The organism is Rhodococcus sp. As11 (assembly GCF_048957735.1).
GTDB classification, from domain to species: domain Bacteria; phylum Actinomycetota; class Actinomycetes; order Mycobacteriales; family Mycobacteriaceae; genus Rhodococcus; species Rhodococcus gordoniae.
Genome location: NZ_JARDJE010000024.1, coordinates 17,326 through 35,929, shown reverse-complemented (window position 1 = coordinate 35,929; position 18,604 = coordinate 17,326). Strand labels below are relative to the sequence as shown.

Sequence of the window (18,604 nt, the reverse complement as noted above, 5' to 3'; positions counted from 1 at the left end):
CTCGGCATACCGAGGTGGAGCACGCGCAGACTCTCGTGCGTGGAGGAAAGGCCGGGCAGGGACGGGAGGCTCCTCGGGGCGCCCGCTACGCGTGCAGCCACGGCACCGCCGGCAGTGGACCAGGATGCCGCGCGGGTGGTCTCAGTGGCCGGAGCATCGCCGGAAGCACGGGGGTGTAGGTGGTTCGGCGACCCCGGCATCGGAGATCCACACTCCGGTGTCCGGGTCGCGGCCTGCTCCCCGATGCAGCACCGGGGCCGACGCATCGTCGGCACTCGAGCCGATCCCGCTGGACGGCGCGTTCTTGGTCGCGAGCGGCCATGACGTTCACGGTAGAGCGTCCAGCAGGCCGTCGGAGCCTGGGGGCGGAGTCGCGCTACCGGCGGGTAAATATGGTTCTTGTGTTCTCGCACGTAGCCTGAAAGCCGATGCACTACCGCACGGAGCACTTCGTGATGCGGACCGAACAGACGTGGGAGACGAGACAAAAATGAGCGCCGATAAGCAGTCGACCATCATCTACACGTTGACCGACGAGGCACCGTTGCTCGCGACCTACGCCTTCCTGCCGATCGTGCGTACCTTCGCCGGTGCCGCGGGCATCGAGATCGAGTCCAGCGACATCTCGGTGCCAGCGCGAATCCTGGCCGAGTTCCCCGACAGCCTTACGGAAGAACAGCGCGTCCCGGACAACCTTGCCGAGCTGGGGCGACTGACGCAACTGGCCGAGACCAACATCATCAAACTGCCCAACATCAGCGCGTCTGTGCCGCAGCTCTTGGCCGCCATCAAGGAACTGCAGGGCAAGGGCTACCAGGTCCCGGACTTCCCGAACGCCCCGAAGACGGACGAGGAGCGTGCAATCCGGGAGCGCTACGGCAAGATTCTCGGCAGTGCGGTCAACCCGGTCCTGCGAGAGGGCAACTCCGATCGGCGCGCACCTCGGGCGGTGAAAGAGTACGCCCGTAAGCACCCGCACAGCATGGGCGAGTGGTCGATGGCCTCACGCAGCCACGTCGCGCACATGCGGCACGGCGACTTCTACCACGGCGAGAAGTCGATGACGCTGGACCGGCCGCGCAAGGTCCGGATGGAGCTGGTGACCGAGGGCGGTGAGACGATCGTCCTCAAGCCCGAGGTGGACCTGGGTAAGGGCGACATCATGGACAGCATGTTCATGAGCAAGACGGCGTTGCTCGACTTCTACGAGGAGCAGATGGAGGATGCGCGAAAGACGGGCGTGATGTTCTCCCTCCATGTCAAGGCGACGATGATGAAGGTCTCGCACCCCATCGTCTTCGGCCACGCGGTGAAGACCTTTTACAAGGACGCCTTCGCCAAGCATCAGAAGCTGTTCGACGAACTGGGCGTCAACGTCAACAATGGTCTCGGCGACCTGTACGACAAGATCGAGACGCTGCCCAGCACGCAGCGCGACGAAATCAAGCAGGACCTGCACAACTGCCATGAGCACCGTCCCGAGTTGGCCATGGTCGATTCCGCCCGTGGCATCTCGAACTTCCATTCACCCAGCGATGTCATCGTGGATGCCTCGATGCCCGCGATGATCCGCTCGGGCGGCAAGATGTACGGCGCCGACGGAAGACCCAAGGACGTGAAAGCGGTCATGCCGGAGTCGACTTTCGCGCGCATCTACCAGGAGATCATCAACTTCTGTAAGACGAACGGCGCGTTCGACCCGACGACCATGGGTACCGTCCCCAACGTCGGGCTCATGGCGCAGAAGGCCGAGGAGTACGGCTCGCACGACAAGACTTTCGAAGTTCCGGAGGAGGGCGAAGCCAACTTCGTCGATGTCGACACCGGTGAGGTGCTGCTCACGCAGCATGTCGAGGCGGGTGACATCTGGCGCATGTGCACTGTCAAGGACGCGCCGGTCCGCGACTGGGTCAAGCTCGCTGTCACCCGGGCACGCAACTCCGGTATGCCGGTTCTGTTCTGGCTCGACCCGTACCGCCCTCACGAGAACGAGTTGATCAAGAAGGTCGAGCTGTACCTGCAGGATCATGACACCGACGGCTTGGACATCCAGATCATGTCGCAGGTGCGTTCGATGCGATACACGCTGGAGCGGCTGATCCGCGGGATGGACACTATCGCCGCGACCGGCAACATCCTGCGTGACTACCTTACCGACCTGTTCCCGATCCTCGAACTCGGTACGAGCGCCAAGATGCTGTCGATTGTGCCGCTGATGGCGGGCGGCGGCCTTTACGAGACGGGCGCCGGCGGGTCGGCGCCCAAGCACGTCAAGCAATTGGTGGAGGAGAACCACCTGCGCTGGGATTCGCTCGGGGAGTTTCTGGCGTTGGCCGTAAGCCTGGAGGACCTCGGCATCAAGACCGGCAACGAGCGCGCCAAGATCCTGGCAAACACGCTCGATGCAGCGACCGGCAAGCTGCTGGAGACGAACAAGAGCCCGTCACGCAAGGTCGGCGAGCTCGACAACAGGGGTAGCCAGTTCTACCTCGCGATGTACTGGGCGCAGGAACTTGCCGCGCAGACCGGTGATCCGGAACTCGCAGAACAGTTCGCCCCGCTGGCCGAGACGCTGGCCAGAGACGAGGACACGATCGTGCGGGAGCTGATCGAGGTGCAGGGCGCGCCGGTCGACATCGGCGGCTACTACAAGCCGGACGGCGATAAGACCGTGGCCGTGATGCGGCCGAGTCAGGCCTTGAACACCGCGCTGGCGGCCGTCAACCCTGAGTCCGGAACCGCACCGTGACAGGTAGACCTGCATCCTTGGAGTAAGGTCCGTCACTCCACGGCCGATGTGACGGCAGGTCGTCGAGCAGCCCCAAGAATGCACGGGCAGAGGGAAAGGCGACCGACCTCCCAAGCGGAAGGTCGGTCGACCTGCTCGTGTAGTACGGTTCGACATCAACGACGGATCGATCGTCCTCTCCGGCGACACCGGACCGACCTCGAACCGCACCGCCGCCCTGGAAGGGCTGTACCAGCATCTGACCCAGTCACACACATCGATGACATCGGCCCGATCGCACAGCAGGCGGGGTCGGGACGGTGGTGCTCTCGCACATGGTTCCCGGCAACCGCCCGGAGGAGACCTGGGCGGCATGCGTGGCGGGCTTCGGCGGAAGGCTGAGCATCGGTCACGATCTCGAGGTCGTCGGCATCGGTGTTGTCCCGTAACCTGCCCTTCGTTCCGGCAGCGGACTCGGGAGAGTCCATGTTGTCCAGTCCCGCCTTGTTCCGAGAGGGCTCAACGCGGTTGGGAGGGTTCGAGGAGTTTCCACATCAGCGAGTTCGACCTGTCGATGATCTTCATCGCCCACAACATGGCGGTGGTGAAGAGCATCAGTGACCGGGTGATGGTGACGTACCTCGGGAAGGTCTGTGAGGTATCGCCCGCTTCGAACATGGAAAATGCTGTGCGTCATCCATATTCGAGACTGTTGCTGGATTCGATTCCCAACCCCGAACGACATTACGCAGACGCGTTGGACGTCGGGCAGATCGAAGGTGACCTGCCGTCGCCGCTGAACCCGCCGTCGGGCTGTCGTTTTCGGACGCGGTGCCCCCTCGCGACCGACAGCTGCGCGGCCGAGGAACCACAGCTGCGCGAGGTCGGCGACAACCACTTCGTGGCCTGCCACCACGTCTGACGATTCGTACGACAACGCTGTCACCGACAACTGAACAGTCCTACCGGCATTCACACAGTCCAGCCGGAACAACCGAGCGGGTAGCCGAGAGCCCCTACTGAACCCGGCGCGCAACACTTCTCCCGGAGCGGGGTGTCCACCGTGGCGTCGTAGGGTGATTCGTGTCGCTGTCGACATCGAGCGGTTCTTGCCGAACATCCGCGTCGAGCACCGTATTCAGGACGGTAACTGTCCTGTATTTGCGGCACTCGGGTCATGAGCGGAACCTTTGCGGCTGCGAGTCGGCCGGATCGGGCCGATATCACCGACTATTGCGATCCCGATGCGCCGTGGAACCAGGCTTGGGACGGGCAGGGCGGCATCGCCGATTGGAATGATGATGTGATCAAGTAGTTCCGGGAGAATTCGGGCAAGGTGGGTGGTTCTTACGCGGGCGGGGACCTCATCTTGCCCACTACCAGGGGAGCCAGGAGCAGGAGGCGGCATCCGGTTCCGTTGGCGCCTCTGTACCGGGACGACATCATGTTCGTGAGCTCGTTCACGGAGAACAGGTACCCGGCCTGGTGGTACAACATCAAGGTGAATCCGCAGGTCGTTGTCGAGCTCCGGGACTAGGTCTACCGGGGGGCAGGCAGGGTGTTCGAAGGTGCGGAGTACGACGAGTTTGCGGGCTGGGTGCTGGTCGACAACTCTCTGGTGGCGGATTCCAGTCCAAGACGGACCGGCCTGTGCCGTTGGTCGTGTCGACTCTCGACGGAGAGGTCTGAGCGCTTCCTGAGAATTGCCGGCCTCGGCGCGTCGAATGGTGTGCACCGGGCTGCACTACTCGTTCTCCGAACCCTGAGGAAACACTGTGGCCTGCACCGATATAGGGGTGCAGGCCACAGTCGTGCGCGGAGCGTGAGGATGGTTAGTTGCTGCTGCCGAACAACGGGTTGGGCACCGGCTCGTTGCCGGGTGACGGGAGCGCCGGGAGTTCGGCCGGCACGGTGACCACTGTTGCCGCCTGTTCGACGGTGAACGATTCGTACGGGAACAGCGCCAGAGTTTCTTCGATGCCGGGATAGTCGGAGACCCACATGGCGGTCGCGTCGGCATTTACGCACGACGCCAAGGCGACGTAGGAACCGTCGGGAACATCGATCACGGTGTGCACAGTGGCGCCCGGTCTGATGTCGCTGGAAGTGCCGAGTTGCGTGCCGTAGAGGACTTCACTCACTGGGGGAAGGACCCCGCCGGGCGCGGGTGCGAGCGACGTCGCGCAGGTCAGGATACCGCCGGTGTTGTTGGTAACTGTATTGGTCACGCTGTGGTCGTCGACTCCGAAGGCGTAGGTGACTTCGCTCGCGTCGGCGGCTGCGGCGAGACCGGGGACGGCCACAGCCAGGGGAACGGCTGCGGCGGTGACAAAGGCGGTGCGGAGGATCGATCGCATGGAGGGTTCCTTGTGATCGGATGATGGGACAACATTTCTGATCTTGGTGCGTGGGTGCGCGCCCCGCATGTTTTCGGCGCAACCCTGTTCCAGGCGGGGAAGGAATGTGGGGTGAGTGTGCGCGTGCTCCAGGAACTCATTGCCCAGCGCAATATCGTCGACGTGATGGCGCGCACCAAGCGGGGCCACGACGATCCGCACCGCAACCATGTGCCGAGTCGATCGCAGGTCGGAGCGATCCCGACCGGGATGTACCGCCATCGGTTCGATCGGGGGAGAGGGCCATGGAGAACCTCGAGAGGGAGCTCGAGGCGGTGCGTCGACCTCGACGAGACGATAACCGCGACCGATTCGATGGTCGGGAGGTGCCGCCCCGATCACGGTGCGTGCAAACTCCCCTCCCGGTCTTCACGTTAAGGTGCCCTGCATACCCCACGGGTGTCGAAGGGAGTCTCGCGATCATGCAGGTACCTGTCCGTATGGCCGCAGTAATCCTCTCGCTCGCGGTCCTGGCCGCAGGATGCGCAACCGGGGAGCAGATCACTGGACCCGGCGCGCGAACCGGCGATGCGTCCGGGATGTCCTGCGAGCGGGTCGAGTCCTTCACCGGGACTCTGCGGGTAGGAATTTCTGCGCCGCCCCGCCCGACAGGAATGCCTGCAGACGGCACGTTCGCACCCGGCGAGACCCCGCCGGCAGTGGTCTATCCCGTGCTCGACTCCGTCGACATCGTCGGTACCGATGAGGATCGGGTGATGTTCACCTTCAGTGGTGACGGATCCATCGGATGGTCGGCGCGTTTCGTCGCCGTCGCGTTCCGCCAGGGGGAGGATGCTTCTGCACCGGTCTCCGGCCGGTGCGTGCTCCAAGTCGACTTCAGTGGCGCCGACACCGGTGAAGTCTGGTCCGGTGGAGCACCGGTATACCTTTCCCCTTCGAGTACCTCGGAAGTGGTCGAGGTGTTCGGCTACCCCAGCGTCAACCATCTCGCCCAGACGTTCATCGGTACCCGCACCGGCACACCGGTGGTCACCGTGGACAGCGCGCCCGCCGCCGGCACCCTCGAGGTGGCGGTCGCCACGGCGTCGCGGTAACCGCCCCAGGCCGGGGTGGGACGCGAGTACCGGCTGGGCTCGTGACGGCCGGTGTGCGTTCGACTGCCGGCCCGTCGTCCGAACCTGCCGGATCAGGTGTGCAAAGTCCGGGACGCGATCAGCATCGAAACCTTCCGAGTTGCTCCTCGTAGGTTCTGTAGCCATGACACGGTGGTGGTGGGCAGCGATCGTCGGCGTTCGACGTATCCGGTGGTCACTCGCCGATCCGACCCGGGTCGGTCCATTTCCTCTACGTCACATCGCTTCGTTTCCTCAACTCGCACATGACATTTGCGGTCAACGATGCCGGCCTGGGGTCGAGCAGCAGTCAGAGAGGCCCGTACGTGGCATCGCCGACAGGATCGCGCCACGTCCGGAGGTCCTGTTCGAGTAGAGCCTCCTCGTGCCCCGTTGCCGAATACGCTGTAGCCGAATACCGCGCCGAGGACGACGGTGAAGAAGGCGATCATGCTGATGCCACCCCGTGTCGATCCCGGTCCGCGCGTGATCAGGGTGCGTCGCGTGTTGGGCAGCCGGGATCGAAGGCGGCGGCATCCGAGCATCGAGAACCAGGAGTCCCGCTCCGATGATTCCGAGGGCGGCCGAAGGTCCGACGCCTCCGCCCAGGATGGTGATGAAGACCCCGGTGAGAATGAGAACCGCGCCGGTCCCGATCTGCGCTCCCGGGCTGCTGTCACAGCGCCCCGGGTGTCGGCCAGTTCGCGCAGGCGGGAGCGAGCCTCCGGGTCGCTCGGCCGCGCCAGGTCCGGAGAGATCCAGTACTCCAGTGGTCGCTCCGGCAGCGAGGAGTGGGATGAGCGCCCCAGGTGATCGTCCATCGCTTGCCTTCCTTGCCGACGAAGAGGGTGTTTCCGAATTCGCCGCGGCCGCGCCTTCATCGAGGTGTGGGCTCATCCCAGATCTTCGGCCCGGAACCGGCGAAGGTCCTCGGCCATTTTCCTGGTCACCCGGGCGGTTCGCTTCCTCACCGGCGCCGTGGGCTGGGAGCACCTGATGTGGTTCGCGTGCTACATCGCAGCACTGTCTGTCCTATGTGCGCGGAGGGGCCTACTACGGGGACCTACTGAAGTAGATCCTTCGCGATCTGCTCGATTCTGAGGACGCTGTCGAACAGGTCTTCGCCGATGCCGGCGCGCAGCTCGGCCTCGATGCCTGCCGCGAGGTCGTCGGCTTCCTCGATGGCCTTCGCGCCGAGCGTTGTCAGCCGTACCTCTACGAGCTTCTGATGCATCGGGGACGGTCGCCGACTGATGAGGCCCTTGCTCTCGAGAGTGGCCAACATCGTGGCAGTCGCTTGGGGGGTGCTCTGCCCAGTTCGTGCGAGCTGCGCTGCAGAGGTCGGCTCGAGGTGCCTGATCGACAGGAGGGTCGCATACTGTGGCACGGTGAGGTCGAGTGGACGCAGGGCCGCCGCCTTCGCGTCAATGATCAGCCGCGAGATTCGCCGAATGTGGGTGCCGAGTCGGTCGTCGAGCACCTCGGACAGCGAGTTGTCGACAGTCTCATCCCTCACCGAGCGCTTCTCCTCCGTCTACACCTACTTTGATGTATCAGAGTACTGCTTCATGTCGGCGCACGCCAATTCGCTGGCCGAGAGCCTCTGCAAGGCGCCGCCCTTGACAGTCCCGGCCGGCCAAATCTTACCCGCCCATGAACTTCTCGAAGCATGAACTTCTCGAACATGTGATGCGGTGAGTGCAGACGTATCAACATCGAGCCGTGAATAAGTCTATTGATCTATGACAGATAGTTGATACTGTCGTCGTGTCGCCCGACGGAGGACAAGTCAGAGTCCGCCCGCCCACGCGGCTCGGGCGCGCCACGTCGACTCGCCCGTTTATTACGGAGTGGAGGAGCCAGATGTCCATGACGATCGAATCGCAGGCAGAGGACATTTCCTACGAGGAGAGCAAGAGAGAAGTCGTCACCGATGAAGGGGTGTTGCGGTATCACGAGGCCGGTGACGGTCCGCCTCTGTTGTTGCTACACGGCTCAGGCATCGGCGTCAGCGGATGGCGCAACTACCGCGGAAACCTCGCGACGCTGGCGCAGCAGTTCCACTGCTACGTGCTGGAGTTTCCGGGATTCGGTATCAGTGACCCGGTGGACGGCTACCCCATCGCGACAGCCGCCGCCGCGGTGACACGGTTCATGGATGCCGTCGGTATCGAATCTGCTGCGATCATCGGCAATTCGATGGGCGGTGTCGTTGGCGTCCATGTCGCGATGCGGCACCCCGACAGGGTCTCGAAGTTGATCACTATCGGCGGGGTCGGGCCGAACATCTTCAGCCAGCAGCCCAGCGAAGGCACTCGGCTGCTGCGCGACTTCGCCGACGAACCCAGTCGCGAGAAGCTGGTGCGATGGCTCAACTGCATGGTCTACGACCCTGCCGTCATCACGGAAGAGCGCATCGAAGAGCGGTGGGAGACCGCGAAAGACCCTGCGTCCCACAAGACACTTGCCGCGATGTACGGATCCCAAGCAGCTATCGAACAGCAACGCGCGCTCGAGTCCTCCGACGCACCGCCGTACTGGTCGATGATGCGGAAGGTTCAGTGCCCGACACTGTTCACCTGGGGACTCGATGACCGGCAGTGTCCGCCCGACATGCCACTCGTTCCACTTCGATTGGCGCCCAAAGCCGAGCTCCACATCTTCCCGAACTGCGGGCACTGGGTAATGCTCGAAGCCAAGGAAGCGTTCGAGCGTGTCGCACTCGAGTTCCTGCTCCGCCGAGAGCCCTGAGCGTCGACTTCGGCCGCCTGGAACGACGTCGTCGCTCGGCGTTCCGGCGACCGGGTGCGCAGCAGATAGTGATGCCGATGAATCCAACCCGACAATCGCCGACGCAGCCGGAACGTCCTGCCGGCGGGTCGAATCGATTGCTGGGACGACCCTTTCCGGTGACGGTCCGATCGGATGGCCCCGGGTTGTGAACCCGGGGCCATCCGGTGTCACGAAGCTAGTTGGTGGGAGGCATCAGGACCGAATCGATCAGGTAGACCGTGGCATTGGCGGTTTGTACACCGCCACAGACGACTGAAGCGTCATTGACCTTCAAGTCGTCCCCGCTACCGGTGACCGTGAGGGTCGACCCTTCTGCGGTGGTGTGTGTGCCGTCCACATCAGAGGGGCTGAGCTGGCCCGGCACTACGTGATAGGTCAGGATCGTGGTCAGAAGAGCGGAGTCCGTCTCGAGTGTGTCGATAGTGGCCGGATCGATCTTGGCGAAAGCCTCGTCCACCGGTGCGAAAACGGTGAACTGACCGCCGTTGAGCGTGTCGACGAGATTCACCTGCGGATTCAGTTCGCCCGACACTGCTTGTGTGAGGGTGGTGAGCAGGGGATTGTTCGAAGCGGCGACGGCCACCGGATCCTGTGCCATGCCTTCGACCGACCCGGCGCCGGTAGGCACCTGCTCGGCGTAGGCGGAGCAACCTGGCCCGACCAGGCCCGAAGCCGAGTCGGCCTGCATGGTCGCAGTCGCCGGCATCGATTCCGTCATTGCCGTCGTCGAGTCGGCTGTGGTCGTCTGGTCGCCGTCCGACGAACAAGCCGACAGTCCCAGAACGGCTACGGCAGTAAGGCTGACGGCAGCTGCGGCGCGGGTCGTGATCATGAAATCCACCTTCGATCGGTCAAGGGTCGGGCCACCAGAGTTGTGCACTGTTGTCCCGGCTGTCAGAAGGGTCTTCGGTACCGATCCCTGTGCGGATGGGTCCGCTCCAGAAGATTTCTCGAACATGCTCGGGGACTCGCACCCATCCGATTCGCGGGCGGCTCCGAAGTCCACACGACCCCGACAGTAAGGACGGCACAGATGACGACGAACGAGGATGCTGCCGCAGGGCATTCCGACCCCTCGGAAACCGGCAGCCCTCGCTCGTCGTGGCGATCGACGGCGCTGGCCAAGGGACTTGCCGGGATACTGTCCGTCGCTGTCGCGCTGGGTATCGGGGAACTGATGGCGGTTCCGTTCGGGCCGTCGACCTCCCCGTTCTTCGCAGTCGGCTCCACGACCGTCGACCGAAGTCCGGCGTGGGCGCGGGAATTCGCGATCACCACTTTCGGTACCGACGACAAGGCAGCGCTGTTCATCGGAATGAGCGTGCTGATCGTGGTATTTGCAGCCATCGCTGGACTCGTCGAACGCCCTGGTCGTCCCTTCGGCAGCGGTGTGCTCATAGCCCTCGGTCTGGCCGGAGTTTATGCCGCTGTATCTCGCCCCGGGGCGAGCGCCCTCGATGCGCTGCCGACGATCGTGGGGTTGGTCGCCGGCCTCGTCGCGCTGCGGCTGCTCACTCACAGCGCTCGAGAACTCGATGGTGTCTCACGGACGCGGGCGGGCGTGTCCCGTCGACGCTTCCTGGTGCTGGCCGGTACCGCAGCGGCGGTGGCGGTAGCCGCGGGTGCAGCCGGACGTCACCTCGCAGGCTCGATCGCTGATGCTGTGCGCAACCGCGCCGCATTTACTGTCCCATTCGTCGTGCCGAGAAATCGCGCCGCGGCAGTTGCTGCGGGCACCGACCTGGCGATACCCGGGGCGACACCGTTCATCACCGGCAACGACGCCTTCTACCGAATCGACACTGCCCTCCAGGTCCCGAGGCTCACCACCGACGACTGGAGTTTGCGCATCCACGGCATGGTCGAACGCGAAATCACTGTGCGCTGGGCCGACCTGATCGCCCGTACCCCCATCGAACGGACCATCACCCTGACCTGTGTGTCCAACGAGGTCGGTGGTGAGCTCGCCGGCACCGCCACTTGGGTCGGTTATCCGATGGCGGAGCTACTCGACGAGGCCGGGGTGTCCGCCGACGCCGACATGCTGCTTTCGACCAGCACCGACGGGTTCACTGTCGGAACACCGATCGCGGTTCTGCGTGACGGCCGAGACGCGCTGCTCGCGGTGGCGATGAACGGGCAACCCTTGCCGTTCGAGCACGGTTATCCGGTGCGGCAGGTGGTACCGGGTCTGTACGGGTTCGTCTCCGCCACCAAGTGGGTCGTCGACTGGGAAGTGACCCGGTTCGACCGGGCACAGGCCTACTGGACTCAGCGCGGCTGGGCCGAGCAGGCCCCCGTCAAAACAGCTTCCCGCATCGACGTCCCGGCCTCCTTCGCACGAATCCCCGCCGGCGAGGTCATGGTCGCCGGGACCGCGTGGGCACAGCACCGCGGCATTTCGCGAGTGCAGGTGAGGGTCGATGACGGGCCATGGACGGAAGCCACTCTGACACCGCAGTACTCGATCGATACGTGGCGGCAATGGTCGTGGAAATGGTCGGCCCTTCCGGGCAATCACACGCTGCAGGTGCGTGCGATCGACGGCACCGGACAGCTCCAGACCGAGCAACGCGCACAGCCGATTCCCGACGGGGCCAGCGGATGGCACACCCGCCAGATCACCGTGACGTGACCGCAGCGGCGAGATACCCGGCCACGTTCAGGTGCACTCCGCCGTACACCTCGGCGACGGCCCGCCAGTCGGGCAGCACCCACCGTCCGTCGCGGCCGGTGGTGCGGTACCAGCCGGGGCGTTTCTGCGCGATGGCCTCGAGCGGAAACCGCCGGCACAACTGCACCCAGTCGTCGGGACCGTGGATTTCGAGCACGTCGACGGTGCCGGGAACGACCCGGCGACACCGACCGACCGCACTGGTATCGAGCAGCTCGATCGTCGTCCAAGACGAGGTGATCCGAAGGAAGTCACTCTCGCATGTCCGGCGGAAGAAGGAACACCCGATCACGCTGCACCGGACGATATCCCTTGATAATGACCAATTCTCGTAGACAACCGCCATTGTCGACACCGGCGACACCTCTGCATTCTGCAACAGCCTCCGTAGCGAGCCGGAATTCGGCTCCCTCGCCGCCGCCACCGACCCACAGTCCGAGGATGTCGCGGTGGCCATCGACGGTCACCCCGACTGCCACGTAGACGGGTCGGTTGGTGACCTGTCCGTAAGCGGTCCTTGACGTGGATCGCGTCGATGAACAGCACTGGATACGCCGGATCGAGCGGCCGCCCGGTTCATCCGGCCATCTCGTCGAGCTCCTTGTCGGTGATCTTGCTGATCGTGTTCTTCGACACCGACGCTCAGTAGGCGTCGTCGAAGTGGGCGAAGATCTCCCCGGTGGTCGGACCCTTCGCCGACAGCGACAAGGTGATCTCATCGACCCCGATCAGTCGCCGCTGTCGTTTCTTGACGATCTGCGGATCGAACGACGAGCCGGTGTCACGCGGCACCTGGATCTGAACGGCTTCAGGAATGGGAGCGATGTCCGAGGAGCTTCGTCCGTCCCGCAGAGGCCGCGACGATGGGTGAACAAGGCCGTCGTTATCGTGTGTGGTGATGGTTGATGAATCCGCGTTCACACGGGGCGCACGACTTCGTCTGGGCCTGCACGTGCTCGTTGTCGTGCTGGCGTTGATCGTCCTGCTGCGTGCGGTGCTGCTTTCCGAAGCATCGGCGGGATGGATCGGTGCATTGACTGCGCTGTTCGTTGTCGTTCACATCGTAGGTGCCAGTTCGTTGCGTGCTCCGGCTGCGCGATTCGCTTGGTTGGGATCATTGTGTGCAGTGTGGGTGGCGATGGCGCTTCTGGGCGCCGACGCGGCGTACGTATCGTTCGGGCTCATCCTGCTCTTCATGACCGAGGTGCCGCTCGTGCCCGCTGTGTCTGCGGTGGCGGTGATCACTGGTGCCAACGTGCTGATCGGCGTCCACACTCGCGGACAGTGGGGCGGAGCGCTGGTCGGGTCGTTGCTCGGGGCTGTGGTCGGTGTCGTTGTCGGGCTCGGTTTTCGGGTGCTGTTCTACGAGACGGAGCGCCGGCAGCAGTTGATCGAGGATTTGCATCGCACTCGCGCGGAGCTGGCGGAGACCGAGCGCTCCGCGGGCGAACTGGCCGAACGTGAGCGGTTGGCCAGCGAGATTCACGACACCGTCGCGCAGGGGCTGAGCAGCATTCAGATGCTGTTGCACGCCGCTGAGGCCGAAGATCTGCCCCCGGGTGTTGCGGACAAGATCGTCATGGCTCGGCGGACCGCGTCGGCGGGATTGGCGGACGCGAGACGTCTGATCGCGGCTCTCTCGCCCGCTGACCTGGCGGGCAGTTCGCTCGCCGACGCGTTGGGCAGGGTGTGTGAGCGAGCCGCGGCTGGGAGGGTTGACGTGCGTCTTCTCGTCGAGGGGCAGGCGGTGTCCTTGCCGATGCCGTTGGAGTCGGCGCTGGTGCGCCTCGTCCAGGGCGCGGTCTCGAATGTGGTGCGCCATGCCGATGCCGGCCACGCGGTGGTTACCCTCGGCTATGGTGCTGACGCCGTACACCTGGACGTGGTCGATGACGGACGGGGCTTCGATACCGCGATCCTCGACGATCCGTCCGCACACAACTTCGGGCTCAATGCCATGCGGACCCGGGTCGAGCAGCTCGATGGGCAGTGGTTCATCGAATCGGAGCCCGGCCACACCGCAGTGTCGGTGACGTTTCCGCTTCCACAGCAAGGGGAGGAGCTCCGATGATCCGGCTGATGCTCGCAGACGACCATGCGATCGTCCGCGCCGGACTACGAGCGCTGCTCGAGCTGCATTCGGATGCAGTCTCGATCGTCGCCGAAGCCTCCACGGGTCAACAAGCCGTTGCGCTGTGCAGGGAGGGGGGATCGACCTCGTTCTCATGGATCTGCGGTTCGGCACCGGACTGAGCGGTGTGGAGGCGACCAGCCGGATCCGGGCTCTACCGAACGCTCCGCGGGTACTGGTGGTGACGAACTACGACACCGATGCCGAGATTCTGCGCGCAATCGAGGCCGGCGCCAGCGGCTATCTCCTCAAGGACACTGCGCCGGCCGAACTCTTCACGGCAATCGTCGCGGCAGCAGGGGGTGCGAGCGCGTTGTCACCGTCGGTGGCCTCGAAACTGATGGCGCAGATGCGTGCGGGCCCGACCCTCACCCCACGTGAGATTCAGGTGTTGGAGGCTGTGGCCGCAGGGTTCTCCAACCGAGAGATAGCGCGTCGGATGTTCCTCAGCGAGGGCACGGTGAAGACGCACCTGACGAACACTTTCGGCAAACTGGGTGTGCGATCCCGGACCGCAGCTGTGGCACAGGCACGGGCGCGGGGGATCATCGACGGCACCATCGACTAGATCTACCGCTCGGTCCGATAGTCGGGTGCTGTCTCTGTCCGTATCGGCTGCGTGTGTCGCCCGTGTGGCTCCGGACTGCGCTGCTTCACGCGGTCTCTATCGAAAGTCGTAGATGAATCTCACCGTTCGTTCGATGTGCCAGGGCGCGTAGTCCGGTCGGATGGAAGGTATGAAGATACTTGTCAATTCCGCGTTCGGGTACGCCGTCGCGGGTCTGGCGTCGGGCCTGTACTACCGGGAGCTGACCAAGGCCCAGGACTTCGACGGCCCGACGCAACTGTCCATCGTGCACACCCATTTCCTGGTTCTCGGGGTGCTGTTCCTGCTGATTGTTGCCATTTTCGAGCGCCTGTTGGTGCTCTCGGCCAGCCCGCTCTACCGCTGGTTCACCGTCACCTTTCACGCCGGCCTGATCCTCACGGTGGCGATGCAGCTCGTCCACGGGACCATGCAGGTCTTCGGTAAGGATGCGTCGGCCGCGATTTCGGGAATCGCCGGGATCGGTCATGTCCTGCTGACCGTCGCCTTTGTCGTCTTCTTCCTCGCACTTCGAAGCGCAGTCGCGCGCACACCACAACATCGCGACGTTCACCAGATAGCAGACACATCAACGAATGCGGAGGAAGTGGCATGAGTGACCTGCCTCAACGACCGACGGCGACGTCGGATGCCCGCATTCTGGTGCGGGCGTTCCGTATCGTGGCGACGCTGGAAGCAGTGACCTGGCTCGGGTTGCTGATCGGCATGTACTTCAAGTGGATAGCCGAGAGCACCGAGGTCGGCGTCCGCATCTTCGGATCCCTGCACGGGGCGGTGTTCGTGACATTCGTCGTGCTCTCGATCGCAATGTACGTCCGGCTCGGATGGCGCCTGCGGACCCTACTGTTGGCGCTGGTTTCTTCTCTGCCGCCGTTCGCCACGATCGCGTTCGAAGTGTGGGCTGCCCGTACCGGGCGCTTCGTCCCGGGCGCGGACCGCTACTCCGACTTTCCGTCTCACTATCCGACGTCGGTGCGATGAACGCATTCCAGTCGAGTTTGGATGCCCTGATATGACATCACGCTTTATGAACACTCTCTTCGGATCACGGCGTCGGGCCGGCATCGTCGTGCTGCTGTGGATCATCCTCGCGGGCGCCCTCGCAAGCATCGCGCCGGCCTTGGAGGACGTCGAAAACAACGCGGGAGCAAACGATCCGCCCCCGTCATCGCAATCCGTGCAGGCTGCCGAACTCGCTGCCCGCGAGTTTCCCCGCAATGAGGGCACCCCGGCGATCGTCGTCGTGCACGGCGCCGACGGGGCCACGACGGCGGCGGCAGTGGAGCGGATCGTCACGAGCATTGACGGTGCGAGAGCCGACAATCCCGCGATCGCCGCGAGAGTCACCGCCGACGGCCCTGGCGGCGACAATCTGCGCACCACCGACGGTGACAGTGAGATGATTATCGTATCGCTGACAGGCGACCCGACCGACGAATCGTTCCAGAACACGGTCGGTGAGCTGCGCGATCTGGTCAGCGAGGCCGCCGGACCTGCTGATGCGGCGGTCACCGGGCCTGCAGGAATCGCCACCGACACCGTCAAGGTGTTCAGCAGCGGCGACAAGATCCTTCTCCTCGGAACGATCCTGCTGGTCGCCATCATCCTCCTGGTGATCTATCGGTCGCCGGTCCTCGTGGTTGTCGCGCTGGCCGGTGTGGGCGTCGCGATGCGGCTCGCCGAGACGGTGGGCGCGATGATGGCCGACGCGGGATGGTTCGATATCAGTTCGCAGACCGCGTCGATCATGACCGTGCTGCTGTTCGGTGTCGGCACCGACTACGCACTGATCGTCACCGCCCGCTACCGTGAAGCCCTCGCGGAGGAATCGAATCGCTCCGCCGCCATGATGCGGGCGCTGCGAGGAGTGTCCGAGGCGATCTTGTCGAGTGTCTCGACGATCGTCCTGGCCATGCTGGCTCTGCTCGTAGCGGTCTCTCCGGCCCTGCGTGGATTCGGCCCCTATCTCGCGCTGGGCGTCGCTTCGATGGGGCTGGTCGCCTTCACCTTCACCCCCGCACTCATGTTGCTCTTCGGAGGAAAACTGTTCTGGCCCTCCACAACCCAGACTGCGTCGGGACGCGCCGGTGGCAAGGTTTGGGAACGGATCGCGGATCTGGTCGACCGATCGCCGAAGACTGTGCTGGTATCCACACTCCTCGGTCTTCTCGTGATGACCGCGGGCCTGGCCGGCTATCGTGAAAGCTTCGACTTCATCAGCGGATTCCGCATCGACACCCAGTCCGAGGCCGGTCAGAACATGATCGCCGACGCATTCGGACCCGGGGAGATCGCGCCGTCCACCGTCTACGTCACCACCCAGCCCGGGACACCGTCACCCGACTGGAACCAGATCACCAGCCGCCTGTCGGACGTGGACGGGGTGGCCCGAGTCGGTGAGCAACCCGCGGTCAGCGCTGACGGGACAACGGCAGCATTCCAAGTCGCCCTCACCGACAACCCCTACAGCCCTGAGGCAATGGACCGCGTAGACACCCTCGCGTCCGCTGCTCGGACTGCAGCGGACAGCGCGGGGATCGACGGTGCGCAGGTCCTCGTCGGCGGCGAAACAGCTCACTCCGCCGATATCCGGGCGGCGCTCGATCGCGACAACTGGGTCGTTGCCGCACTGGTCCTCGTGATCGTCGCCGCCGTCCTGGCACTGCTGCTGCGGTCCGTGCTCGCGCCTCTGTACCTGATCGGGACGCTGGTGTTGTCGTTCACCGCGACACTCGGGATCACGACCTTCATCACTGTCACGCTGCTCGGGGACGAGGGGATCGGGAACCGCGTTACGATCTACATCTTCGTGTTCCTGGTCGCTCTCGGTGTCGACTACACCATCTTCCTGATGAGCCGCTACCGGCAAGAGCTATCGGCGCATCCACCACGGGCGGCCCTGCGGGTAGCGCTCACCCGATCAGGCGGGGTGATTTCGTCTGCAGGACTCATCTTGGCAGCCACCTTCGCGGTGCTGACCACCCAACCGATCCGGGAACTGTTCCAGTTCGGTCTCGCGATGGCCATCGGGATCCTGCTCGACACCTTCGTTGTCCGGCCGCTTCTCGTTCCCGCGATCATGCGGCTACTCGGAGACAAGGCGCTGTGGCCGAGCGTGACCGAGGCGAATGTGAAGCCGGCGATGGAACCGTCCCACGTGTGAGGTACCGCCGCCAAGTGCCCGCGTCCCCGTAGACGGACGCGGGCACTCAGCGGGGCCCTGGCCGTCCTCTCAGCCCGCTGAGTTGAGGGGCTGTTCGAACAACCTAATGCGGCGTCGACCTCCGCCGGGACTGCTTCGTGACGCCCTTCCTCCTCCGCCCTGCCCGTCGATCGAGCGTCGTGAGGGACGAGGCGACAAAACGGTGCGTTTGTTATGCGCGCTCTGTCGGGGTGGTGGTACCAGCAGCGCGCAGCGCGTCGTCAGGATCGCTGTTGTGCTTGCGGGCGAACGCGCGATAGCCCATGACCACCAGCCAGACGTAGGCGAGCGTCTTCGGGATCATCAACAGGCCGACGGTCTCGTTCTGCTGTGCCCACAGCACAACGGGGAGGTAGAACCCGAACGAGAGAGTCACCGCCGGCCAGGCGAAGCGGTAGAAGGCGTCGCCCCGAGCACGGACCCACAACGCGCCAATGATGACCACACCGAGGACGAGGAAGGGGATGTTGCGGATGATCCCCCACGACAACGGCGGGTCTGCGCTGAATATGTCGTTCTGCGGCAACAGGACCAGTAGCACGTGCACGATGGCCGCCGTATACACGACAATGCTCATCGCCGGGCTCGGTCCCAACGGCCGGTAGGTGCCTTCGGTGCGCGTTTCTCGTGCGGTCGGCCAGCGTCGCAGGATGAGCAGATAGACCAGCACGTAGAAGGCCGTCATGGTCAGCGCGGTGACCAGCTTGCCGTAGCCGAGGGAAACATGGTGGGCCTCGACGCCGGTGGTGTTCAATGCCCACACCCGGGCGAGCAGGTGGAACGAGTCGCCGAAGCCGAGAACGATCGCGGTCCAGCCCGCCAGTTGCGCCGGCAGCTCGCCCCGGCGCGCAGGCCCGCCGCGCAAGATGAGTACGCCGAGCGTGAAGATCGTCAGTAGATAGGTGATGTCGAAAGCCGACTCGAATATCGCTCGCAATGCCACAACCCCTTTTTTCGTTCGCCGCCGGTTCCTCGAACTGCGCACCGTGTGAGAATCCGA

The 18,604-nt window shown here is 64.3% G+C and carries 17 protein-coding genes and 2 pseudogenes; 13 read left to right on the top strand and 6 right to left on the bottom strand.

Translation table 11 applies throughout. The annotated features are described in order from the left end of the window. Positions 1-490: 490 nt before the first annotated feature. The 5 genes from PV766_RS21325 to PV766_RS21305 all read left to right on the top strand — a co-directional run bounded on the left by PV766_RS21325 (position 491) and on the right by PV766_RS21305 (position 4,265). Positions 491-2,749: an NADP-dependent isocitrate dehydrogenase gene (locus PV766_RS21325; RefSeq protein ID WP_421097820.1), complete on the top strand. Its 2,259-nt coding sequence runs from the start codon at positions 491-493 to the stop codon at positions 2,747-2,749. A gap of 299 nt (positions 2,750-3,048) precedes the next feature. Further along, positions 3,049-3,177, top strand: a complete 129-nt coding sequence (locus tag PV766_RS21320) for a hypothetical protein (protein ID WP_421097819.1) — start codon at positions 3,049-3,051, stop codon at positions 3,175-3,177. Positions 3,178-3,302: 125 nt separating this feature from the next. Further along, positions 3,303-3,650 (top strand): oligopeptide/dipeptide ABC transporter ATP-binding protein, encoded by a 348-nt coding sequence (locus PV766_RS21315; RefSeq protein WP_421097818.1) that lies wholly within the window; start codon positions 3,303-3,305, stop codon positions 3,648-3,650. Between the two features lie 255 nt (positions 3,651-3,905). After that, positions 3,906-4,043: a hypothetical protein gene (locus tag PV766_RS21310; RefSeq protein ID WP_421097817.1), complete on the top strand. Its 138-nt coding sequence runs from the start codon at positions 3,906-3,908 to the stop codon at positions 4,041-4,043. A 21-nt stretch (positions 4,044-4,064) separates the two neighbouring features. Next, positions 4,065-4,265: a nitroreductase/quinone reductase family protein gene (locus PV766_RS21305; protein WP_421097816.1), complete on the top strand. Its 201-nt coding sequence runs from the start codon at positions 4,065-4,067 to the stop codon at positions 4,263-4,265. Between the two features lie 295 nt (positions 4,266-4,560). Here the strand turns inward: PV766_RS21305 and PV766_RS21300 are convergent, their stop codons facing one another. Beyond that, positions 4,561-5,295 (bottom strand): hypothetical protein, encoded by a 735-nt coding sequence (locus PV766_RS21300; RefSeq protein ID WP_421097815.1) that lies wholly within the window; start codon positions 5,293-5,295, stop codon positions 4,561-4,563. Positions 5,296-5,546: 251 nt separating this feature from the next. On the opposite strand from PV766_RS21300, the gene PV766_RS21295 reads away from it, so the two are divergent. After that, positions 5,547-6,179 (top strand): AMIN-like domain-containing (lipo)protein, encoded by a 633-nt coding sequence (locus PV766_RS21295; RefSeq protein ID WP_245207832.1) that lies wholly within the window; start codon positions 5,547-5,549, stop codon positions 6,177-6,179. 1,081 nt (positions 6,180-7,260) lie between these two features. Here PV766_RS21295 and PV766_RS21290 read toward each other — a convergent pair. Next, positions 7,261-7,713, bottom strand: coding sequence for a MarR family winged helix-turn-helix transcriptional regulator (locus PV766_RS21290; RefSeq protein WP_255163056.1), 453 nt, complete (start codon positions 7,711-7,713; stop codon positions 7,261-7,263). Positions 7,714-8,060: 347 nt separating this feature from the next. On the opposite strand from PV766_RS21290, the gene PV766_RS21285 reads away from it, so the two are divergent. After that, on the top strand, positions 8,061-8,948 hold the full coding sequence (locus PV766_RS21285; RefSeq protein ID WP_016934036.1) for an alpha/beta fold hydrolase: 888 nt from the start codon (positions 8,061-8,063) through the stop codon (positions 8,946-8,948). 217 nt (positions 8,949-9,165) lie between these two features. On the opposite strand, the gene PV766_RS21280 is transcribed toward PV766_RS21285, so the two are convergent. Further along, positions 9,166-9,822, bottom strand: coding sequence for a fasciclin domain-containing protein (locus PV766_RS21280; protein WP_064063804.1), 657 nt, complete (start codon positions 9,820-9,822; stop codon positions 9,166-9,168). 201 nt (positions 9,823-10,023) lie between these two features. On the opposite strand from PV766_RS21280, the gene PV766_RS21275 reads away from it, so the two are divergent. Beyond that, on the top strand, positions 10,024-11,625 hold the full coding sequence (locus PV766_RS21275) for a molybdopterin-dependent oxidoreductase (protein WP_421097814.1): 1,602 nt from the start codon (positions 10,024-10,026) through the stop codon (positions 11,623-11,625). On the opposite strand, the gene PV766_RS21270 is transcribed toward PV766_RS21275, so the two are convergent. Together PV766_RS21270 and PV766_RS21265 are read right to left on the bottom strand one after the other, a co-directional pair. Next, the gene (locus PV766_RS21270) at positions 11,612-11,821 is read right to left on the bottom strand and encodes a hypothetical protein (RefSeq protein ID WP_255163183.1); all 210 of its coding nucleotides are present in this window, start codon (positions 11,819-11,821) and stop codon (positions 11,612-11,614) included. The two genes, PV766_RS21275 and PV766_RS21270, sit on opposite strands and share 14 nt — an antisense overlap. Before the next feature lie 193 nt (positions 11,822-12,014). Then, a pseudogene (locus PV766_RS21265) lies at positions 12,015-12,528 on the bottom strand (transposase); the annotation flags it as partial. 34 nt (positions 12,529-12,562) lie between these two features. Between PV766_RS21265 and PV766_RS21260 the strand changes: the two are divergent. The 5 genes and pseudogenes from PV766_RS21260 (at position 12,563) to PV766_RS21240 (ending at position 17,565) form a co-directional block, all read left to right on the top strand. Then, positions 12,563-13,735, top strand: a complete 1,173-nt coding sequence (locus PV766_RS21260; protein ID WP_064063766.1) for a sensor histidine kinase — start codon at positions 12,563-12,565, stop codon at positions 13,733-13,735. After that, positions 13,732-14,363: pseudogene (locus PV766_RS21255) on the top strand (response regulator). Before PV766_RS21260 ends, PV766_RS21255 begins: the two are co-directional and overlap by 4 nt. A gap of 169 nt (positions 14,364-14,532) precedes the next feature. Then, complete coding sequence (locus PV766_RS21250; protein ID WP_421097813.1) at positions 14,533-14,997, top strand: DUF2871 domain-containing protein; 465 nt, start codon at positions 14,533-14,535, stop codon at positions 14,995-14,997. Beyond that, a complete protein-coding gene (locus PV766_RS21245) occupies positions 14,994-15,383 on the top strand; it encodes a DUF3817 domain-containing protein (protein ID WP_064063769.1) in 390 nt (129 codons plus the stop codon). Before PV766_RS21250 ends, PV766_RS21245 begins: the two co-directional genes overlap by 4 nt. A gap of 31 nt (positions 15,384-15,414) precedes the next feature. Continuing rightward, entirely contained in the window at positions 15,415-17,565 is a 2,151-nt protein-coding gene (locus PV766_RS21240; RefSeq protein WP_421097812.1) for an MMPL family transporter, read from the top strand. Positions 17,566-17,776: 211 nt separating this feature from the next. Here the strand turns inward: PV766_RS21240 and PV766_RS21235 are convergent, their stop codons facing one another. Next, complete coding sequence (locus PV766_RS21235) at positions 17,777-18,547, bottom strand: hypothetical protein (protein WP_421097811.1); 771 nt, start codon at positions 18,545-18,547, stop codon at positions 17,777-17,779. Between the last annotated feature and the right edge of the window lie 57 nt (positions 18,548-18,604).